We start from the raw sequence: 20,327 nt of genomic DNA, 5'->3' as shown, positions 1-20,327 counted from the left end.
GCATGATCAAAACGCCCCCGCGATCGTGAGGCCGACTTGATTGTGCCGGAGATCGAATCCGAGTTGGGTCCGTCGGCGTTGCTTCGCACCGCGGACCAGCAAGGCCGTCCCGGCCGATACCAGGGCCGCACCGGTCAACCCGAGCGCGATCATGGCCCCTCGCTCACGGCGAACGTCCGCCAGCAGCTCGCTCATGCGGATGCGGTCGCTCGAGGTACAGGCTCGCTGCGCCAGGTCGGCATGCAGCGCATCGGCGGCGGCGATGTCTCGCCGGAAGCTCGACGCGACGCCACCAAGCGCACCGAGGGCCACAAGGCCGAGCGGCAGCACCACGCTGCCCGCGATGAGCTGCTTGCGTGCTAGCGTGTTACTCACGGGTTCTGGTGGCGGCGTAACGGCAGCAGGAGCGGGCACCGGCCTGGGCGGCTCCACAGCCGGTGCGACCACGGGTGCTGGCGCCGGTGCTATTGCCGGCACCGGGGCCGGTACGGGTGCCGCGCAAGCTTCGGGGCCGAAGGCGGCGAGCTGCTTCGTCACCTCCTCATGGCGTGCACGAGCGTTGCGTGCTTCGAGCATGTTTGGGTCCTCGGGCCACGCGACCGTCAACGCCTCTGCGTGGTCCTTCAGGATGGCCTGCAGGCGACACAGCGGCGCTGCCTCGCCGGTCTCGGCGTGGAGCGCGAGGAGGGTCGAGCGCATCGAGCCAAGCAGCTGTTCGCGGCCGGCCCGATCGCGCCGGGCGTTGGGCATCGACTGATAGGCCGCGAAGAACTCATCGGCCGCGGGAGCGAGCTGGCCCGCATCGTAGAATTGCATGGCCTTCGCGTTGAGCTCGGCGGCTTCCGGGGACAGGTTGCTCGGCGCAGGAGCGAGGACAAGGTGCAAGACGAGGAGTTGCAGTATCGGTGTCATGGGCGGCTGGGCGTCGACCGCAGCTTGAAGACGTGAACGAAGGACATGGGCTCGCTCGGCGGGACCAGGGGGGTGTGCTTGAGGGCCTTGTCGAGACAGCGGCTGAGCGTGCTGTCTGGAGCGCCGACGACGTGGGCGGAGACACGTCCGGTCGTGTCGATGTTCACGGCGATCGCCAGGCGGTCGCTGCCGCCGGTGTCCACGTCAGCACATCGCTGGACGTCGGCCTGACGGCGGGCGATCGCCCGAGGTCCGGCGACTTCTCGGGCTGGGCGGCGGGAGGCGGAGGCGGGACGCGGTCGAGCGACTTGCTGATCGGTGTCGGCCTGCAGGTCGCCACTCTGGAGATCCGCCGCGGACACCCATACGGACGCGTCGCTGTGATCGGCCAGCGGCTCAACATCGAGGGCGAGCGGGACGCTCCAGAGAGCTGTCGGGGCCATGCCGCCGCTGGGGTCCGGGGCATCACTCGTGTCATCAGCACTCGAACTCACAGCGACAGGATGAGGCACTGCTGCGGGAGCCCCGGGGCATGCGGCTCGCGGGGTAGCGACGCTGGTGAGCGCGGCTCCGAGGCCGAACGCGAGGAGCAGCCCGTACAACTGGCGAAGGCGCAGAGGCTGTGACCGACGGCCACGCGCGCGAACCGGCCGGTCCGTGGTGGAACGCGCCGCGCCGACACTCGCAGCCGCGGCGCGCAGCGACTCGGCGAATCCCAGCATGGACTGCGGTCGATCGTTCGGGTTCTTGCGCAACGCGGATTCGATGACCTCTGCAACCACCGGCGGAATACCGGCGCCGGCGCCAGCCTCGGCGAGCAGCGTCGGCTCGCTGTACAAGTGCTTGGTCAACACGAACAGCATGGGTTGGCCGCGCGCCTCGTGAAACGGCAAGCGGCCGGCGAGTACGCGATAGAGCGTGACGCCCATCGAGTAGACGTCCGAGCGGCGATCGACAGGGTTCCCGGCGGCCTGCTCGGGCGAGGTGTAGCCGGGCGTGCAAAGCAGGCGGCCGACCTCGGTGGTGGGCGGGCTGGCGGCGTTACGTAGCGCGCGATCGGGCTTCACGAGGCCCATGTCGATCACGACGGCGGTCGGTGGCTGGCCCGATTTGCGGGTGATCAGGATGTTGCCCGTCTTGATATCGCGGTGCACATAGCCCCGATCGTGGACAGCGTGCAGGGCCCGAGCGCGGGCAACAACAGGTCCAGCGCCTCGCGCCAGGGATCCGCTGGTCGCGATATTCGCGGAGGTACTGCTCGAGGTTCGGGCCGTCGAGCATCTCCATCACGATGTACGCGGTGCTGTCGAGCTTGCCGGTGCCGAACACCCGCACGAGGTTGTCGTGGCGGACCTGGGCGGCGGCGCGGGCCTCCTGGACCATGCGGGCCCGCAGCTCGTCCGAGGCCATCCTCGGCTTGAGCAGCTTGATCGCCACGTCGACGCCAAGCTCCTCGTCCGTCGCTCGGAACACGTCGGCCATGCCGCCGCCGCCGATCATCTCGCGGATCGTGTAGCGCCCGGCGATCACGCGACCGATGAAGTCGTACTCGATCGCGTCGTCGGACTGCGGATCAAAGTCGCCGACGGTCACGACCTTGAGGTGGGTGCTCTCGCCTGCGATGGACATCGGAGGGCCTTCCGGGGCTACGCGCGCGATCGCGCGGAGGGACTGTAGGGGCCGCTGCGAGGCTTGTCCAGTCGGCTCGCTGGCGGCTCGCTGCCACCAGCGGGTGGCGACGAGACGAGGGCAGTGTGTGGCTGGGCCACGCCTCGATGGCGGGTGTCACGGCCCGGTCTCTGGCTCGGCCGGTGGGCTCCCTGGTCGACTGAGGTGCAGCATGATGATCCAGGGCTTGAGCGCGTGTCGGGTGATGCTAAGGAGATGGGCAGCACCAAGGACTTTTACGGCGGCCGATGGTAGATCCATTTGAGGCGGTTTGGCGGATCCACTTTCTTGTTCGCGCCAGACGAGCCGCGGGTGTGACGACTCCCCGGGTCTGGGGGCGAACCGCGGCGCGCGAGGGAGTGATCGGCGTGTCAGGATGGGTCGGTCGTCGTGGACTCGGCGCACTGGCAGGCGAGGTGCTGGCGTTCCTCGGGCCGTCGATGTCGAGGCGGACGGAGGTCATGGCGAGGCGATCGGCACCCTTGTGTGCTCCCTGGTCGGGTAACATGCGTCCGCGCGGCCATGCCTCCCGACCACCGCTTCCAACACCACGGCGAGCCTGTCGAAACCCGAGAGCAATGGGCAGCGCGTCAGGCCGCCGCCGCACACGCCCAAGAACTCGCGGCGGCGCAGCGCCGTGAGGCCGAAGTAGCGGCCGAGGTGAAACGTCGGGCGGCAGCGGCCGCCGCCGCCAAGCGAATCGAAGCACAGCCGCCGCGCCCTGGTCCGGTGCCGTGCGACGCCCGACGCCCGGCGACCAGTCGCCGGCCCCTCGTCGCCGTCGCGCTCATCGTCCTGTGCGTGACGAGCGGGATCCTCGCATGGTCGCTCCGCGAGTCGTCGCCACGGGCCCCCGCGGACGACCCAGACGCAGCACCAACCTCCAGGCGCCTGCCCACCGTGGAGCCTACAATTGCTCGTGACATGGCTAGACCAGATTCGGTCGACCGCCGGGTTCGCAGCGATGCCCGCCCCCAGACGTCGTGGGCAGCCGCGCCAACGATCGACCCCCAGCGTAATGGCTGGTGGTGCATCTGTTACAAGACTCAGACCGGCGCCGACCATACAGCTTGCCGGAGGCTCGCCACGGAGTGCACAGCCCTGCTCGAGTTGGTCCAGACGCAGGGCACCCCGTCGATCCGCCCCGGCTCCGCCTCCTCATTCGGTTGCCGGCACGTCCCGGGGCCATACCCCTGGGTACGACTTGGGCACTGCAGCGCGTGGACCACGTCGTCTTTCCCCGGTGCGACACAGGCGCCGGACGTGTGCGCGCTCTAACGGACGCTACGCCGCCAACTCAGCGCGAGGGCGACAAGTGAGAGGCCGAGGCATAAGAGCCCGAGCGTCTCCCGACCGCGACGCATCGCCGCGACGGCATCCTCGAGCTCCGCCGCGGTGAGCAACGGATGCGCGCCGCCGTCGACTTCGACCGACCGCCGGATCCCGGTGCAGCTGCTGGTCGCCATGGCTTTCGCGGCCCACACGATCGTGCCCATAAGAGCATAAGTAGCCGTCGGATCGCGCAGCTCAGGAGATGCTCCAACGAGGGATTCGACCCCTTCGATGGTGACACGGTCGTCCGAGCATCGGATCCTCGGGCTATTCGCCACGCCGGACCAGGAGAAGGGTCCGTGCCCGAGCTCCGGAGGTGTTATGATGGACTCTGGGGCGTCCGACCTCGTGGCACCTGGTCGATAGACGATCACATCGTCTCCCTCGATTTCGACGATACTCGCCTCGGTACAATCGTCGCAAGTCTGGGGAAATTCCAAACCGCGCCGTCGCAGATCATGGACGAAGCTAGGAGAGCTGCGCGCCGACGTGAATATGCCTTCGACTTCCGGGCCAGCGAATCGCAGCTTAACCGTGCGATCGAAGGATACGCGGGACTCGACCGCGCCCACGCGCAGGAGGCTCGCGGCCGTCCAGTCGCCGCAGCTCACATGCATCGATACGACACGCTGGCCCTTGCCCGCGCAGTCCTTCGGCGCCTGGACCTCGCACGTGCGGAGGATATCGCGCTTCGCGGACAGTAGTTCCGCCGCCGGCGGGTTGCAGACCGTTCCACGGACGACTGCCGCGACCTCGACCGCTTCATTCGTCGCAGTGACCGACGTAGGTCCGAGGCGAAGGATCGTGCCTTCCTCCGCGGTCCCCGAGGCCCTTCGACTGCAAGTTTCAATTCGGCGCGCTCTCAGCGTTCGTTCCATGATGTCCCATGGGTCGGGATCCGTAGTTCGTGGTCCAGGGTCGAGCGAGACCCCGGTCAAGAAATACGCACGGGCTGCCAGCTCGACAAGGCTCAGCTCGATGGACAGATCCTCGGGGAGCGGCGCTCGCGGACGGCAACTCACCCGGAAGCCATCGGCCGCGGCCTCCACGATCGCTTGCGCGAACACGTCATTTCTATCACCCGGCCGGGTACGGCAGCGCACAGCATCGACCCAAGGGGCCGTCGACTCGGTCGTCGAGAGCGCCGAGAGCACGCTCGACGGGAGCTCGCAGCTCTCGACCCCTGGGCCGCCTGAGACTTCGAGGTACACGAGCGGTGGCAGCAGTAGCGCGAAGCCGAAGATGGCTGACAGCGGTGTCACGAGTACCAGTGCGAACGAGCGCCAGGCGAAGCGTCTGCGCGTTAGGCCGCGCTCGTATTCTGTCAGCGGCCCCGAGAACTGCCGGGGCCAGTGGAGGATGACTGCGGCGACCACGATGCCTACGAACGCGAGCCAGGTCAGCGTCGCAGCGGTTCCAGAGGTGATGGCGACGAGGTTCATGATGTTCAACGCAAGATCTGGATCAGCCGTCCACCCACGAGAGCCTGCTCGATGTCGTCCTGCCTGTACGTCGTCGCCGCGACGACCAGCCCGCCTGTCGTCGTCGCGTCGAAGATCCTCTCGATCTGGTCCCGACGGCGGCAGAAAGCCGCGAATACATCATCCGGCTCCCAATCAGCGCGATCGACCCACACGCCCGAGCCTGCGAGACGGCCGCCCTCGACCATCGTGAATTCGTGGGGACTATAAATCATGACCGCCCCAACGCGGACACCGGCGCCCTCGAGTCGGTGAGCCACACGTGAAGCGCCTGCTCGTCTTCATGCTGGAAATCCGACACGTACACGAGCGCGCCGCATTCGGGAAGATCAGCGGGCCATGGCGCGGTTACGTTTATGGATGCCTGAGCAAGCCGCTCTCGCAGAGCTTGCGCGACCTCTTCGTGACCTGGGCCGAGCCGGGATGGAGCGACGAGCTCGGCCTCGCCGCCAACACCTGCGGCGAAGATCGCCGCCTCGCCGCCGATCTTCCACGCCGAGGCCGCAACGTGGAGGGCGACGCGCCCGGCGAATTGGGCCTTGCTGAGCCCGCCGTTGCCCCCGGTCCGCATCGACGCACCGAGGTTGACGAGCACGATGACCGCCGGCGCGGCCTCTTCGATGCGCAGCGCAACGCGCGGTAGGATCGCCGTTCCGTTCATCCGCCCCACGAGCAGATCGCCGAGTAGAACCGCCGCCGCGCGGTCACCCGGTTCGATCGGACGGTAGCCGCCAAACGCCCCCGTCCGCGGCCAAGTGGTCGCCCGCCCGTCCCAGTCGCCGGCCGCGGCGACGACGGCGTCCGGCGGATCGTAGCGACGCTGTGCGGCACGGTTGATCTGGCCGAGCTGTCGCGCCGCCCTCGCGCCCGCGAGCCGCCGAACCGCCCGTCGGCCCCACGCAAGCAAAAAGCTGACTGCGAGCAGGCCGAGACCGAAGGGTCGTGTGTGGAGCACGCCCGGGGAGCCCGGCCCATCAGGCTCGCCAGGGTAGATGATGCGCCCCCCGGTGAAGTGGGCGAGCTGCTCGAGCGCCGCGATCGCGAGCATGCGGCCGCCCTCTTCGATCTGCTTGTCGGGCGGGCACACATGGATCGGCATGGGGCGATGACCCTCGCGCTCTGCGACTGGCAGGCGGAAGGGGACACACTGGTCGAGCCGCTCGAGCTCGGCGGCCGGAAACGCGTAGGTGAAGATGCCGCGGTCATGCGCGAGGTCGACGAGCGGAGCTACGAACTCACCTAACCCGGGCAGCAAGACCTTCAACCCGTCCAAGTCGCGGAGCGTCGCGGTGTTGGCGTCACGCGCGACCGAGATCCACAGGGCCCCGTCGGGTCGGGGTGTCACCGAGACGATCTCCCCATAGACCTCGCCGATGAACTCTTCGGTGGCGGCATGGATGTCCTCGATCATCCGCACACCATCGAGCACTGTATCGTGGTTGTGCGCCTTCTCGGCGAACGGCGAGTAGCTCAGAAAGAGAAGGTGACCGGATCCCACCATCGCACCGATCGCCAGCGGACGCTCCACGATCCCCGCGGTTCGCGTCGTGACGGCGAGCTCGACGGTCGTGTCCTCGATCCGGGTCCCCCGTGCTTTGCCCGGACGAGCCCACCATCCGAAGCGGACCGGGGCCGGAGTCACGCCGGGGTCGCCTCCGCACGGAAAACGTGTCATCGCGCCCAGAGCCCGCGTAAACTCGGCTTTAGTCTGGGCTTCGGTCGAGAAGAGCGGTCTCACGTCGATCCCGGCCAAGCTCGGGACACTGCGTGCGTCGCAACGAACGTATTCTGGACCATGGATGTCCGTTGATTGTCGTGGCTCGTCGAGGACGACGAGCTCCGGAGCATCAGGCAGATCGAAGCCGGCAGGCTCGCTGTAGACCTGGGAGAGCGAGGCCCCGTAAGGATCATCGATCTCCACGATCTGCGTCCGCGACGCCAGCGACCGCAGTACCGCGGGGCGCCCGCTGTAATCCCGTTGATCATGCGTGAACACGACCAACAGCTCATTCTCCCATGCCTCGCGCCGGCCTGCGAGCTCTTGGGCAAACCGCGAGATCGGGTGGGACGGCGCGCTGCAATCGAGGCGAGTTCTATCAGAAGTGAATGGGCAACTGGACCGACCATCTTCCTGCGCAGCGGCGTCCGGGAACCTTTCCTCCACAGCGCCCCGCAGGTTCGCGGGTCCCAATGCCGCACACACGATATCTGGCGCCTGCAACCTCGCGGCGTCGCAGAGCGCGTCTGCGCGGCGCTGCTGCTCGAGGAGGCTCTGCATGAAGCTTTGCTCGACCTTGCACGGTGTGTCGCGACCAAGAACAGCGCTCGGAGCTCGCGTCAGCCCGGCCTCAAACTCGCTGTCGAACGCGAATGTAAGACGCGGCGTACGATCGAAAATCCACCCCTCGGCATCGGGTTGCGGTGCGACCGGGAACCATTGCTTGCACTCTTCGGAGAAGAAGTCTCCTTCCGGGTTGGCGACCACCACCGTCGCGCCACGCCCGAGCAACTGCTTGGCGAGGTAGCAGCTGCGGGCTGTCCGTGGTCGATCGAGCACGAGCATAGACGCAGCCTCGGGGGCATCCGCCTCCGGCACGACGGTGGAGACCGCCAGCGCCGCGGAGTGCGTGCGTTCGAGACGCAGCCCGAGACACTCCGCCGGTGTTGCACATTCCGAGGTCCGGCCGAGGTCGCGTCTTTGCTGCGCAATGAAGCCCGCGTCACTGGAAGCGAACACCACGCCAGCCGGCACGATCTGGACGTACGCCGAAACGAGGATCTGCGGCTCGCCGCCCGACCGGCAGCGCAGGCGATGAAAGCCAAATCGCTCGTCTTGAGACAGACCTGCGCCGCCGAGGAGTCGATCGAGGTTCGTCGACGCGAACCCTCCGTCGTCGATCTGGCACTCCGATGCCTTCTTGCGCGAGAGCCACGGATCGATCGTATCTGTGTACGAGAGCGGGATGGGGGTCGTCGTAGGGAGAGAGAGCCCGTCGGACGCCCCCCGACGACTGACCCTCAAGAAGAGCTCCTGGCCCGGTAGCGGCGCGCCGTCCGGCAGCCTGACGTCGACGGCGACTTTGGCACCAACAGCCAAGCTGACGAGCTCGCCAACGTGGATGGGAACCGTGAGATCCGCGGCCTCGACTTGGACCTCAAGGCCGGCGCACGGGCGAAACCACCAGCTCCAATGTGCGAGCCTCGTCTGAAGGCGAGCCGCGAAAGTATCGTATCGCCCTGACGTGACGAAAGCAGATCTCTGCATAGCCACGACGCCCCAGGGATCGGCGCGTCCGCGGCGGCAAGGAGGAGCCCCAGACACGCCGCACACGACCACGCGAGGGAGCTCGCGCGCGGGCTGGCACGACGGAGCCGCCAGGTGGCGACCGTCGTAATCAAGGCGATCACCGCAGAGACGGTGACCACGACCAGCGCCAGCGCGTGGAACAAGCTCACCAGCTCCCGGCGTGTGTCGCCCCCGGCGCATTCTGTGGGTTCGCAGGTGACCGGAGGACCGCCGCGACCGCCTCTGCGACGACCTGGCGTGCGACCTGAGCGCGCTCCTGCCCGGCGGGGTTCGCCGCGCTGGCGATCACCTCGTACGTCCGCTCGTACAGCTCGCCGATTTGCTTGACGAGGTTCACGTCGACGAATTGCTGGCCGGGACGGAGCGCCCGGGCGAGCGCCCAGAATCCTTGGGTGGCGATCTGTTGCACGTCGCCCGGCGTCGCGTACGGCTGGAGCACGCCATCGATCGTGTTGATCCAAATCCTCACATGCTCGACGCCCGGCAGGAGCGTATTGCGGTAATGCGGATAGCCCCGCACCAGTGTGGAGGTGAAGACACGTGCGTGGGTGAACTCAGCGATCAAGTCGGCGACCTGCGGCTCGGCCAACACGATCGGCGGGAACGCCCGCGGCGCCGCTGACGGAGCTTCCGGCTTCACGTGCGCCTTCGGGTTGAAGCCAAAGCTCGGGGCGAATCCGACAGTTCGCATGATCCGCTGAACAATGTTGAGGATCAGACGGTCACGGCGGATCCCGAGGTTCGGGTTGGCCCCTTCGTTGAACTTCTCGCGCACCTTGTGGCTGAGCACGTTCACGGCCGTCTCTTCCAGGTGCTTCGGGGTGACAGTTCGGGCGCCCTCGCTGGCCGCACGGGCCATTGCGCAGCCGACCCAGTCCGTGACCGCACGAGCGTCAGGCCCAAATTCGATCAACAGGGTCAACTCTCGCATGTCGCGAGCGAGGTTAGCGTTGGCGGTCATGAGCCGCTGCAACAGCGTACGCGTCGCCCGGGTCAAGAAGTAGCGACCTTTTGAATCGGACGTCGGGTCCCCCCACAGACATAGCGTCGTACCAGCAGCAAGATAGCGGATATCGAGCGATACCTCAGGTGCACCGCCTGGCGGGTAGCCCCTCGCAAAGTCCAGGATCTTCGACGGCATAATGCCGTGGACCAAGACGTCGATGTCGGGCTGCGAGACGCGGAACGAGCGGGTGATCCGCGCCTGCAAGGGCGGACTGAGCTTCTTCGCCGTCATATCGTAGCCCGGCGGGTTGGCGGTGGCGACGACCACGATCGGTACGTAGTAGTCTTGCCCGCGGCGGACGATCTTGCGCTCCTCGAGCAATGCTAACAAACTGTCGAGGAAGCCGTCCCCAAACCGGTTGATCTCGTCGAGGAAGAGGACCGTCCAGTCACGGTTGGCCCAAACTTGCGTCGGATCGTCGATGCCCGCGCCGCGCGGGATCCCCGGCCAATCTGGAAAGCCTTCCCGGGGGACCGAACCGCTCTCCTCGAGCTGTCGCAGGGCGAGAGCCTTCAGCAGCTTGACCTGCGCCCCATCATCCACAATCAACATATCTTCACTCAGCGTGTCGCGGGCGATCTCCCGGTTGCCTTGCAAGAACCTTGAACCACCGATGATACCCTGCGCCTTGGCGAGCTTGATCGCCTGCTCCGCGCAATAGCTTTTTCCGCAGCCGCGGGGGCCAGTGATCAGCACGGACCGACGTAGCCGGATATTCTCGACGATCGCCATCGTCAGGCCCTCGCCGGTCATCACGAGGGCCGGATCGTCTTCGTCGTCGAGGGCGTGCCGAGCCCCCTCCGACGTCAGATCCTTTTTTCCGAGCCCGAAGTAGCGAAGGACGCGCGAGCTCATGGACGTACTCCGAGGATGTCATCGATCTCTTGGGGAGTGAGCTCGGGGCATGCCCTCTGGAGCTTCGGCCGGAACGAAGCTCGGTCCGTTTGCGTGGCCCCGACTGCCGCGATCGCTTGCTCGCAAGCCGGGGTGCGCCGGGTGCTCGAGGCTCCGGATCCGGCGTCACGCAGCGTTCGCATGCCCTCGCCGTCGGGAGAGACACCGCGCGACGTGAGCCGCTCGTGAAGCTTCGTCATGACCTCACGGCCCAGCCGGACGTTTTTGATGTTTCGCTTGAATAGAGTCGCCGAGATGTTCCCGGCCTTGGTAGTCGACAACGCGAGCGCGACAGTGACCTCGAAGAGGTTGTCCCAGGTCAGCCCGCCATCAATCAACAGCGCCTGTAGCACTGCTTGAACCAGCGCAGGCGACACACCGAGTAGCGGGCCGAGGGTCGCCGCGGCAAGCCCGAGCAGAGCCGTCTGAATCAGCGGATTATCGAGGCCAAACTCCCGCATCAGGTCCGAGAACCCGGGAGGCGGCGGGAGTCCCTCTTGCTGCAGCGCCATGAGCCCGGCGCCCTGCTCGAGTATATCCTTGGTGGCCGGATGGAGTTCCGCGACGACCTCCGGAGCGAAGCCCAACGCCGTCAGGTCTTTGCGCGGCACCTCGATCCCGCGCTCCTTCGCGGCGTCCAGCGCTGACGCCAGACGCTCGAGCGCCTCACTCGTCTCAATGACCTTCTCGGCCTCTCGAATCTGCTCCGGCGTTTTCGCCGCGGTCCGCATCTCGGCGCCACCGACCCGCAGTTGGTTCGCGGCGCTACCAAGGATCGCCGGCGGGATGGCATCGGCGATCGAGAATACGATCCATACCGGCAGGATCAGACAGGCCGTCAGGCAACTCCAGCGCAGCGTCACAGGGAAGAAAGCACGCGGACGTCGATGCGCCATGCCGATGCTGATGGCGACCACGAGTAGACCGCCGAGGACCACGGCAGGCCACCAGCTGGCCCAGATCGACCCGGGCATGACGGTGAAAGTTCGGCGCGCCACAACGCCAGCCAGACGACGCAGAATGCAAACGCCAGATCGGCGATAAAGCCTGCGCGGTGCACATTATTCACGGTTTGTTTCGTTTCGAAGGGATTTGTCGGGTCGCTCACGGCTGGGTCCCTCGCGGGTCGACGGATGTCAGAGACAAATGCTTGACCTCGAAGTTGGCGCATTGCTCCCTTGCATGCTCCTTGATCGTGCGCTTCACGTCATCATTCAACTCGACCTGGATCTGGCCGCTGATGGGAGGAACGAAAGGCGCTCCGACGAGGAAGGGCAGTTCAGAACGTGACATTCGAACCCGCTGGCTTGATTTGAAGCGTGACAACGAGTTCCGGGTCCTCGCGTCCGAGATCGTCGATCTCCTTCGTCCCCCCGCCGCTGCAACCCGAATCATGACATTCGCCACTCATGCCGACCTTAAGGGCATACTGTGTGCCGATCGTGACCTCATGGGGGTTCGGCTCCGTCGCGCGTGCATCGAGTGCCTGTGCGAACCATCCGGACGCGAACAACGCAAGCACGCAGATCGACTTGGACCCCAAAGTCCCGGCACCTTCGCACACCCGGTTCTCGGACACCAGTCCGGAGCCCTCCGAGGCCGGCCATTTCACCATCAAACGCGAGAAATATAACGTCGTTCATGTCGGCTATGGTGCTCGTCACCCCCGCTCTGAGTTGATAAAAAACAGCTCGGAGGAAGAGAATGGATCGGGATTCGAAGCCTTCGGCTGTGGCATGCGACGTGGCCGGGCTTCGCTTCCAGCATCAAGGGGTGGTCGTCGAACTGCGGGAGGGGCTCGGCCCCCGCGTTGCGCTTGTGCCGATCCCGGACGTCCCCATCTCCCCACGGAACGCGATCGTGGAGGATCTGCCAACCCGGAGGGGTCGGCCGACCCGGTGGATCGTGGCCTCGCTGACAGCCGCCGTGCTCGCCGGTGGGGCGTGGTGGACGGCACGGGAATTCCTCCCAGCAGAGGCCACGTACGACGCGGCCATCGTTGCTCCCGAGGGACCAGTGATCCCGGTCCCTGCGTCCGAGCCGCTCGCGCCCGTGGCGGCGGCTGACCCCCTTCGCACGCCGAGCGAAGTGGCTGTTCTCGCCGCTCCACCGTCGACGAACGCCGAGATCGTGGCGCGGCGACCTCGCCGTAGCGATCCTCGCGCTCGCGCTCCACCAAACAATGTTGCCCGACCGTCGGTGACGCTTGAGTACGTAGTCGGAACCCGCGGTCTGTCGGAGGTCGATGTGCGCGCAGCGATCGTACCCCTGCAAGAACAGCTCAGGCGATGTCACAGCGAAGCCATCGAACGCGGCCAGGACGCCGATAGGCGGATTATCGCAGACCTGACCGTCCGTGGTTCAACCGTCGCATCCATCGCGCCGCGATCGGGCGTTCGCTCGCCACGACTGTGGTATTGTGTGCGCGGCGTCCTGCTGACGGCGAGGTTTGGACGCGCCCCAGCGTACGCCGAGGCAAGCATCACTTTGCGCCTTGGGTCGCCGTAGCCGAGGGCTCTCGCTGGTGCGGACGCCGGCATTGGCGACCGGGGACTCAGCATCCAGCTCGCGGGCGCCGTGGGCATGGTCCACCTCCACCTCGAAGCCGGCGACCTCATGCTCGAGAGGGACGCCGCGCTCGTCCTGCTTCGCGGCGTCGATGTCCGGGTGTCACTCATGGCCCGTGTCCCTCCTGTCGACCTGGACAGCCGCATCCCGGATCACGTGGAAGAACTCGGAGAAGGTGCGGAATACGTAGCGGCGCAGGACACCGCGCCGGTCGAGGAACTCGATCAGAACGTCCTCGTCCTGGGCCACGGGAGCGAGCGGGCAAACCCCGAGGGCGTCCCGCACGCCGAACACGAAGTCCCCGGCCGTCGTGGTGATCTTTGCCCGATGTGTAGCCACCGTCGCCTGCCTTTCATTGCGCCGCCTATCGGCCTTGGCTGATGTTGGCGGACTGTAAAGTGCATGTCAAGTAGACTGTAAAGTGCAGTGCGGACAGTGTCGCGCGGGCTCGCGGCCGACCGGGTAGAGTGCCGGCCGTGGCCCGTCCCGAGGTCAGAACAAGCGCGCTCGCGGCGGCGATCGGCGTCAGCCGCCAGACGCTCGCAACGTGGGTCACGCGTGAACTGCTGCCGCAACCGCGCAGGCTGCACCTCGGTGTTCACGGCTCGTCCTCGCGGTTCCCTGGCTATTCGGTCGAGCTCGGGCAATACGTGCGCCAGGCGCTCCGTGAGTCTCCGTTCGTGGAAGTGGCCCGCGAGGTCGCGCCGCTGCTCGCCAAGGATGCGGACTGGGTCGACGAGCAGCTTGCCGCCGGGAAGCCCATCAAGGATCTGCTCCGCGAGCTCGGCACGCCGCGGACCTGAACGATCTCGGTCCTGCCTTCCATCAGTGCCTGCGACCACGCGGTGGCCCATCGGACGGGACACCACGGGGCGCACGGGTCCACACCGACGTGCCGGACACACTTCGTGCGAAGACCGAGTCTCGACGTGGACGCGCGACGATGACCGCCGAAGCTCCCGCCGCTATTGTCGGCCATCATGTCCGACGGCGAAATCCCGCACGAATACAGGGGTTGGTGGCGGATCCTCGAGACCTCGCAGTGGGTCAACGATGACATCGACATGTGCGGCACGGCGCTGCTCTCGCTCACGGGTCGTGGCGACCGGCTCAGGATGTTCGTGCTCCTGGCCCACGTAAGCTGCACGGCCACGAAGACCGGCGTGTCGTTCACCTGGGAGGGCGCGTGGGAGTTCGATCAAGTATCCGGCACCGGCAGCGTGAAGCTCGGCAAGGACGGGCGCCTGAAGGGGCGTTTCAGGATCACGGATGGCGACTCCAGCACCTTCATCGCCGAGAGAAGCGGCGAGCCCGAGGAGCCGATTCCAAACCCACCGAGCTACCGTGATAAGTGGAGACGAAGGTGGTGATTCGTTCGGCAGTGCACGTAGCCATAGCCCGCGGATGGGCCACAATTCGGCGCCACCGGCGGGCTACGGGGAGTGCCCACATTCCCCCGGCGGATGGTCACCCGCGTCGCCCGTCCTGTGGCCTGCGCCGTGGTCCATCGCTGGTGACCACCTCGCGTCGGCAGCCAGGCACCTGACGGGGCGATCTTGCCTACGTCCTGGCCCACCGTTGCTCACAGATCGAAGGCGGGGACCGAGGGAAGGGCGGTGAGTGGTTCGTCGTCACCGAGGCAGCATTCGGGGCCGGCGGCACAATTGCTGTACGTGCATGCGGGCGGGGTGGTGCCGAGCCCGAGGCGGCCGCCGGCATTGCTTCCCCAGCAGCGGACCTCGCCGCCGACGAGGACGGCGCAGGTGAATCGGTCGCTGGTAGCGAGCGCCTGGATGGGTACGCCGAGGTCGATCTTCGGGGCGGCGGACGGCGGTTCGTCGTCGCCGAAGCAGCAGGTCGGGTCAGTGCCGCACTGCAAGCAGGACGGGCCGTCGGGGCCGTAGAGGCCGGCGTGCGGGGTGCCCCAGCACAGCGCGGTGCCGCCGACGAGGAGGGCGCAGAGGTGAAAGTCTGCGAGGGCGACCTGCAGGGCCGGGGCGCCGACGTCGAGGTCGCCGACGTCGGCGGGGGTCTCATCATCGCCGATGCAGCACGTGGGATGGCTGTCGCAATCGTAGTTGGGACAGTTGTCGGGATCCGCGGGGTAACCGGTCGGCCGGGCGCCCCAGCAGCGCACGCCGCCGGTGTCGGTGACGACGCAGGTGCGCTGTCCCGCGGCGTCGATCTGAACGGCGGGCGCGCCGACGGGGACATCGCCGACGCTCGCCGGGGTCTCGTCGTCGCCGATCGGCTCGAGGTGGCCGTAGCCGAGCTCGCCGCGGAAATTCCGGCCCCAGCAGCGCACGCCGCCGCCGACGAGGAGGGCGCAGGTGTGTGCGTAGCTGGCGGTGAGGGCGACGGCGGGGGCGCCGAGGTCGAGGTCGCCGACGGTGCTCGGGAGCTCGTCGTCGCCGATATCCTCGGTGTTGCCGCGGCCGAGCTGGCCGAGGCCGGCCTCGCCCCAGCAGCGCACACCGCCGCCGTCGACGATCGCGCAGGCGTGGTCGCCGGCAGTGACGATGTGAACGGCGGGGGCACCGAGCTTGACGTCGGGGCGCTCGGACGGCGGGGACAGCGGCGGGGTGTCGACGTCGTGGCCGAGGCCGAGGGCGCCGGAGGTGTTCTCGCCCCAGCAGCGAACGCGGCCGTCGGTGAGGAGGACGCAGGTGCGGCCGCGCGTGGCCGAGACCTGGGCGATCGGTGCGCCGACGTCGACGTCGCCCCAGGCCACCGGCTCCTCGTCGTCGCCGAGGCAGCACGCGGGCTTGTCGGACTCGTAGTCGCAGGTCCCGGTGACGTATGGGTGGCCGAGCTGGCGGGCGATGTCGCAGCCCCAGCACTGCAGGGCGCAGCCGCGGCGGGCGCACGCGTGGGCGGAACCGAGGGACAGCGCGACCGCGTCACCGGACTGGTCGCCGCACTCGTAGGTTGAGGGCTCCACGCCGCCGGTGGTGGCGGTTGTCGTGGCGGTCGCACCGGTCGTGCCGGTGGGAGCGTCGGCGGTGCTGGTGGGTGTGTCGGAGGTCGTGGAGGTCGTGGAGGTCGCGGAGGTCGCGGAGGTCGCCGAGGTCGCCGAGCTGTCGACCGCGGGTGGCGGGTTGCAGGCCAGGGCGAGGCCGAGCAGACATGTCCGAAGGGGCAGGTTCATGGAGCGGTGCGCCACAGCCAGAGGGGAGTTGCCGTTGTCGCCGGCGCGGTGGCCCTCGTAGATGAGGTCATCGAGGCCGTCCTCGTCGACGTCGCCGCAGGCGAGGCCGTAGACCACGCGGTCGTCGAGGAGGAGCTGGTCGGCGACGAACCGGGCGTCGGCGGTGCCGTGGAGGGCGAGCAGCCAGCCGTCGTAGTTGAGAGCCCATGCGGCGACGGCGTCGGGGAACGGGTCGTCGTCGAGGTGGCAGACGACGAGCGTGGCGGTCCAGTGTTTGGTGGGGAGGGCGGTACCGACGGGCGGGGCGAACTGGGCGTCGCCGAGGCCGCGGAGAGTGACCACGCCGTCGATGCCCACGACTGCGAGGTCGAGCTGGCCGTCGGCGTCGAGGTCGGCGATCGCCAGGCCCCCGGGTTGGTCGCCGACGGAGATCAGGACCTGCGGCAGGAAGCCGCCGTCGCCGTCGCCGCGCAGGAGGCTGAGGTCGTCGGTGCCGCTGTTGGCGATGACGAGATCCAGCGCGTTGTCGCCGTCGAGGTCGGCGGCGGCGATCGCCATCGGCTCACCGCCGAGGCCGAGGAGGGGCTGCTCGAGCAGGTAGCCGCTGGCGTCGCCGCGGTAGTGCCGGAGCGTGTTGCCGCTGGTGAGGAACAGGTCGTCATAGCCGTCGAGGTCGGCGTCGCGGACCGCGAGGGCGGAGCCGGACTTGAAGTGGAGGGTCTCGAACGCGTCGCCGAGGCCACCGCGCACGAGGGTGGCGTGACCGCCAAGGACCACGGTGTCGCGCAGGCCGTCGCCGTCGAGGTCGCCGAAGGCGAAGGTGCCGCCCCCGTTGTCGAGCTGGTCGCCGAGGCGGATCGGCGGATCGAAGCTGCCGTCGCCGCGGCCGCGCGTGACCTGGACGGCGGCGTCGTACGGGCGGCGGACGAGGTCGAGGTGGCCGTCGCCGTCGAGGTCGTCGAGGGCGACGCCCTGGCCGGGGATAGCGAGCAGGTCTCCGCCGAGCCCGTCGGCGGGGGCGCCCGTGGTCGCGGTGGTCGGTGCGTCACCGGTGGTCGGCGTGTCGCCGGATGTACCGGTGGCCGGTGTGTCGGTCGAGGTCGCGGCGGACGACCCCGTCGTCGTCACCGACGGGCGGCGGGCGCAGGCGGCGAGCAGAGCGAGGATGGCGAGGCGGGTCACGGGGCGCTCTCCAGGAACAGGACGCCGCCGCCCATCGTGGCATCGACGGGCTGGGCGAACACGAGGTCGGTGCGGCCGTCGCCGTTGAAATCCCCGAAGGTGGGCGCGAGCGGGTAATACGGGTGAGCGAACGCGGCGACCACGGCGTAGCCCTGGACGGGGTCACCTGTCAGCAGGGTCGTGGTGGCCATGTCGGGAAACTGCGGGAAGTCGGCGCCGTGGACGACGACGTCGCGGATAGCGTCGCCGTCGAGGTCAGCGAGCGCGAGGGTCTGGGCGGCGAAGCTCTGGCCGACGATGACGCGCGGGCCGAACTGGGCCGGGCCGAGGCCGGGTGCGAGGACAAGCCCGTCGGGGCGGAGGAGGAGCAGGTCGAGGTGCGAATCGCCGGTGAGCTCGCCGACGGCGAGGTCGATGGTGGAGTCCTCGTCGGTGAAGAGCTCGACCGGAGGCGCGATGAAGCCGCCCTGGCCGTCGCCCGGGGAGATGCACAACGCGTCCATGCAGCGGCCGACGACGTCGAGGCGGTCGTCGCCGTCGAGGTCGACGACCTCGATCGCGCCGTAGGCGTTGGGGAAGGTGACGAAAGGGCCCGGCGAGAACGACCCGGCGCCGTCCCCGAGGAGCGGGCGGGCGACGTCGAAGCCGCGGGCGACGAGGTCGATGTCGCCGTCCGCGTCGAGGTCGCCGGGAGTGAGGCGCAAGAACGACTCGCTCTCCCAGGCGACGAGCGCGACGAGCGACTGGGGCGCGAACTTGCGGTTGCCGAGGCCGCGGAACAGGCTGAGGGTCTCGAAGCCGTAGGCGACGGTGACGATGTCGAGACGGGCGTCGCCGTCGAAGTCGGCGATGGCGAGCCCGGTGGCGCCGACGGTAGCGTACAGGGTCGGGCAGGCGAGCGGACGCATGGAGGCGCCGAACCACACGGCGATGCGGGGAGTGAAGGCGTTGCAGTTGGCGACGATGTCGTCAATGCCGTCATCGTCGAGGTCCGCGAGCGTCACGTTGTTGACGTCGTCGCAGTTGCAGTCGAACAGGAATGGGAGGTAGGGAATCGGGGCCTGTGGCGGGGGCGGGGCGCCGCACGGCTCGCCGATACCGACCTTGTTGCAGTAGTCAATGCACTCGTCGGCGAGCTCCTGCTGCTCGCAGGCGGGGTCGGGGAAGTCGGGGAACGGGAGGTCGAACTGCGGCGGGGGGTCGTCGCCGGTGGTGCTCGTCGTCGAGATGGCAGTGGTCGGCAGGTCGGGGCCGGTCGTGCCGGTCGTGCCGGTCGTGCTCGTCGATTCGTCGCCGGGCGCGGGCGTCCCGCAGGCGCAGGCGACAAGAACGGCGAGGCGTTTCACGATCCCGAACGTTCCCCGGTTTCGCGGTGGCAGTCAATCTGGCGCAACGCTGTTGCGTGGCGGCGGGGCTGTTCGGGGGCGCGGGTCTGGCAGGCGGGGCAACTGGTCTGCTGACCCCCGGCTAGCCAAGTCGAGACAACGACCTCCGTGCCCGACCTCGCCTGGTTGCGCTGACGACTACAGCGCCACAATCGCCTGACACGAGGACGCGATGCGGACGAGCTGCTTGCCCGCCGCGCTGACCCAGCTTGCAACCTCATGCCCGTCGGCGTCGACGATCGCCACGCTGCTGCCGTTTGGAAGGGCCAGCCGCGCGAAGCTCTCGGCCGGCATCGTCGTGATCCGCCAGGGCGAGGCGCAGGCGCAGGTCCTGCTCGCAGGCGCTTTCGAGTTTGACCCGATGGGCGGGTCCTGCCGCGAGCAACGCCTGCGGGACGTACCAGTCACCCGCGACCGCCAGCCAGGTCGTCACCGGCCACGCCGTGCGCCCTGCGTCCGATGCCCTCGGCGCGCCTGGCTCGTGCAGCACCAGCTCATGCGGCCCGACTACGTCGAGATCGTGGAGCACGAGTAGCGTGTTGGGCACGCCGCACTCGCCAGCGCGCACGGAGTGACGGCCGTGGTGGAGCATCACCGAGGTCGACTGACCGGGTCCGACGGGGACCGTGAGCCGGCTCTTGCCCCACAGCTTGGCCTGAGTGGGGATGACGTAGAGTTCGCACACGCTGTGCTTGCTGTGGTTGGTGAAAGTGATCGGGACCGCGTCTTCGGCGGGCTTGCCATCCGATAGCGAGGCGCAGCCGGGCGAGGCGAGCAGCGAGAGCGACAGCAAACAGAGGCGGACCATCGGGGACACAACCTACACGCCCACGCGCTATTCCCACGAGCCGCGGGTCCGCGTCGCCACGTCGGGGCCCGTCACTCCTCCCCTCGATCGTCGTCGGCTGCGCCCACCGATTGCAAGGGCGCCGGTGCCCGCGTCGTCCCCCGTCGTGTCGCCCTCGTCGGGGCATCGGTGGGCGCCCTCGCCTGCGACCACGGCGTGGCCCGTACGAGGGCCACAATCTGCACCACGCTCCTGGCCACGCGTGGGGCGCTCCGCGTAGCCCTCATTGCGGCGACACCTGGCGCCCGCGCCGTGGCCCGCTCCATGGGCCCTTCACCTGCCGCCTGCGGGCCACCAGACAGGTGGAAGGTGGCATCTGGCTGCTGGTTGGCGGCGGCCCGTGCCGCGATCTTGGCGCCGCTCGCCGGTTACCGTGACGGCGAAACCGGCGTCGATGCTGCGGGCCGAAGCGTCGCACGGAGCTGCGAGGCGACGCACCACGCGGCGTGGAGAATTGGCTGCGGTGTGCGGCCCCACAGGTGGCGTGCCTCGACGTACAACTCGTGCAACGCGGCACCCTACTGGCAGCCGCCGGACCCCCGCCGCGCAGCCGCCGGGCGCGGCGCGCCCCCGGCCTCGCCGGCCGCCGCCCCACCG

General features: G+C 68.2%; 15 protein-coding genes. 3 read left to right on the top strand and 12 right to left on the bottom strand.

Going from position 1 to position 20,327, the window contains the following annotated elements; translation table 11 throughout:
- Positions 1 to 6 precede the first annotated feature (6 nt).
- The 9 genes from IPJ59_RS07395 to IPJ59_RS07355 form a co-directional block, all read right to left on the bottom strand.
- A complete protein-coding gene (locus tag IPJ59_RS07395; protein ID WP_293270467.1) occupies positions 7 to 885 on the bottom strand; it encodes a hypothetical protein in 879 nt (292 codons plus the stop codon).
- A 23-nt stretch (positions 886 to 908) separates the two neighbouring features.
- On the bottom strand, positions 909 to 2,066 hold the full coding sequence (locus IPJ59_RS07390; RefSeq protein WP_293270465.1) for a serine/threonine protein kinase: 1,158 nt from the start codon (positions 2,064 to 2,066) through the stop codon (positions 909 to 911).
- Entirely contained in the window at positions 1,954 to 2,541 is a 588-nt protein-coding gene (locus IPJ59_RS07385; RefSeq protein ID WP_293270463.1) for a protein kinase domain-containing protein, read from the bottom strand. Before IPJ59_RS07385 ends, IPJ59_RS07390 begins: the two co-directional genes overlap by 113 nt.
- A gap of 1,313 nt (positions 2,542 to 3,854) precedes the next feature.
- Positions 3,855 to 5,354, bottom strand: a complete 1,500-nt coding sequence (locus IPJ59_RS07380; RefSeq protein WP_293270461.1) for a hypothetical protein — start codon at positions 5,352 to 5,354, stop codon at positions 3,855 to 3,857.
- 5 nt (positions 5,355 to 5,359) lie between these two features.
- Positions 5,360 to 5,581, bottom strand: coding sequence for a hypothetical protein (locus tag IPJ59_RS07375; protein ID WP_293270459.1), 222 nt, complete (start codon positions 5,579 to 5,581; stop codon positions 5,360 to 5,362).
- Positions 5,582 to 5,604: 23 nt separating this feature from the next.
- A complete protein-coding gene (locus IPJ59_RS07370; protein WP_293270458.1) occupies positions 5,605 to 8,490 on the bottom strand; it encodes a DUF58 domain-containing protein in 2,886 nt (961 codons plus the stop codon).
- Between the two features lie 355 nt (positions 8,491 to 8,845).
- Complete coding sequence (locus IPJ59_RS07365) at positions 8,846 to 10,561, bottom strand: AAA family ATPase (protein WP_293270456.1); 1,716 nt, start codon at positions 10,559 to 10,561, stop codon at positions 8,846 to 8,848.
- A complete protein-coding gene (locus IPJ59_RS07360; protein ID WP_293270454.1) occupies positions 10,558 to 11,517 on the bottom strand; it encodes a hypothetical protein in 960 nt (319 codons plus the stop codon). The genes IPJ59_RS07365 and IPJ59_RS07360 overlap by 4 nt, the downstream gene beginning before the upstream one ends.
- A gap of 362 nt (positions 11,518 to 11,879) precedes the next feature.
- Positions 11,880 to 12,215 carry a hypothetical protein gene (locus IPJ59_RS07355; protein WP_293270452.1) on the bottom strand — a complete coding sequence of 112 codons (336 nt, stop codon included), beginning with the start codon at positions 12,213 to 12,215 and terminating at the stop codon, positions 11,880 to 11,882.
- Positions 12,216 to 13,183: 968 nt separating this feature from the next.
- Here IPJ59_RS07355 and IPJ59_RS07350 point away from each other — a divergent pair.
- The 3 genes from IPJ59_RS07350 to IPJ59_RS07340 all read left to right on the top strand — a co-directional run bounded on the left by IPJ59_RS07350 (position 13,184) and on the right by IPJ59_RS07340 (position 14,538).
- Positions 13,184 to 13,549, top strand: a complete 366-nt coding sequence (locus IPJ59_RS07350; protein WP_293270450.1) for a hypothetical protein — start codon at positions 13,184 to 13,186, stop codon at positions 13,547 to 13,549.
- A gap of 95 nt (positions 13,550 to 13,644) precedes the next feature.
- The gene (locus IPJ59_RS07345) at positions 13,645 to 13,971 is read left to right on the top strand and encodes a hypothetical protein (protein WP_293270448.1); all 327 of its coding nucleotides are present in this window, start codon (positions 13,645 to 13,647) and stop codon (positions 13,969 to 13,971) included.
- A 177-nt stretch (positions 13,972 to 14,148) separates the two neighbouring features.
- Entirely contained in the window at positions 14,149 to 14,538 is a 390-nt protein-coding gene (locus tag IPJ59_RS07340; RefSeq protein ID WP_293270446.1) for a hypothetical protein, read from the top strand.
- Between the two features lie 212 nt (positions 14,539 to 14,750).
- On the opposite strand, the gene IPJ59_RS07335 is transcribed toward IPJ59_RS07340, so the two are convergent.
- From IPJ59_RS07335 to IPJ59_RS07325, 3 genes are all read right to left on the bottom strand, one after another.
- A complete protein-coding gene (locus IPJ59_RS07335) occupies positions 14,751 to 17,498 on the bottom strand; it encodes an FG-GAP-like repeat-containing protein (protein WP_293270444.1) in 2,748 nt (915 codons plus the stop codon).
- The gene (locus tag IPJ59_RS07330; RefSeq protein WP_293270442.1) at positions 17,495 to 18,844 is read right to left on the bottom strand and encodes an FG-GAP repeat domain-containing protein; all 1,350 of its coding nucleotides are present in this window, start codon (positions 18,842 to 18,844) and stop codon (positions 17,495 to 17,497) included. The genes IPJ59_RS07335 and IPJ59_RS07330 overlap by 4 nt, the downstream gene beginning before the upstream one ends.
- A 256-nt stretch (positions 18,845 to 19,100) precedes the next feature.
- Complete coding sequence (locus tag IPJ59_RS07325) at positions 19,101 to 19,691, bottom strand: hypothetical protein (protein ID WP_293270440.1); 591 nt, start codon at positions 19,689 to 19,691, stop codon at positions 19,101 to 19,103.
- Positions 19,692 to 20,327: the final 636 nt, after the last annotated feature.

The sequence above is a fragment of the Nannocystis sp. genome (assembly GCF_016714285.1).
Classification (GTDB): Bacteria; Myxococcota_A; Polyangia; order Nannocystales; family Nannocystaceae; genus Nannocystis.
This window is presented reverse-complemented; position numbering and strand designations above follow the sequence as displayed.

Excerpts from the sequence above, each read along its gene's own strand:
- IPJ59_RS07380 (WP_293270461.1), bottom strand. The coding sequence starts at position 5,354 with ATGAACCTCGTCGCCATCACCTCTGGAACCGCTGCGACGCTGACCTGG.
- IPJ59_RS07355 (WP_293270452.1), bottom strand. The coding sequence starts at position 12,215 with ATGGTGAAATGGCCGGCCTCGGAGGGCTCCGGACTGGTGTCCGAGAAC.
- IPJ59_RS07385 (WP_293270463.1), bottom strand. The coding sequence starts at position 2,541 with ATGTCCATCGCAGGCGAGAGCACCCACCTCAAGGTCGTGACCGTCGGC.
- IPJ59_RS07325 (WP_293270440.1), bottom strand. The coding sequence starts at position 19,691 with ATGGTCCGCCTCTGTTTGCTGTCGCTCTCGCTGCTCGCCTCGCCCGGC.
- IPJ59_RS07350 (WP_293270450.1), top strand. The coding sequence starts at position 13,184 with ATGGTCCACCTCCACCTCGAAGCCGGCGACCTCATGCTCGAGAGGGAC.
- IPJ59_RS07340 (WP_293270446.1), top strand. The coding sequence starts at position 14,149 with ATGTCCGACGGCGAAATCCCGCACGAATACAGGGGTTGGTGGCGGATC.
- IPJ59_RS07365 (WP_293270456.1), bottom strand. The coding sequence starts at position 10,561 with ATGAGCTCGCGCGTCCTTCGCTACTTCGGGCTCGGAAAAAAGGATCTG.
- IPJ59_RS07375 (WP_293270459.1), bottom strand. The coding sequence starts at position 5,581 with ATGGTCGAGGGCGGCCGTCTCGCAGGCTCGGGCGTGTGGGTCGATCGC.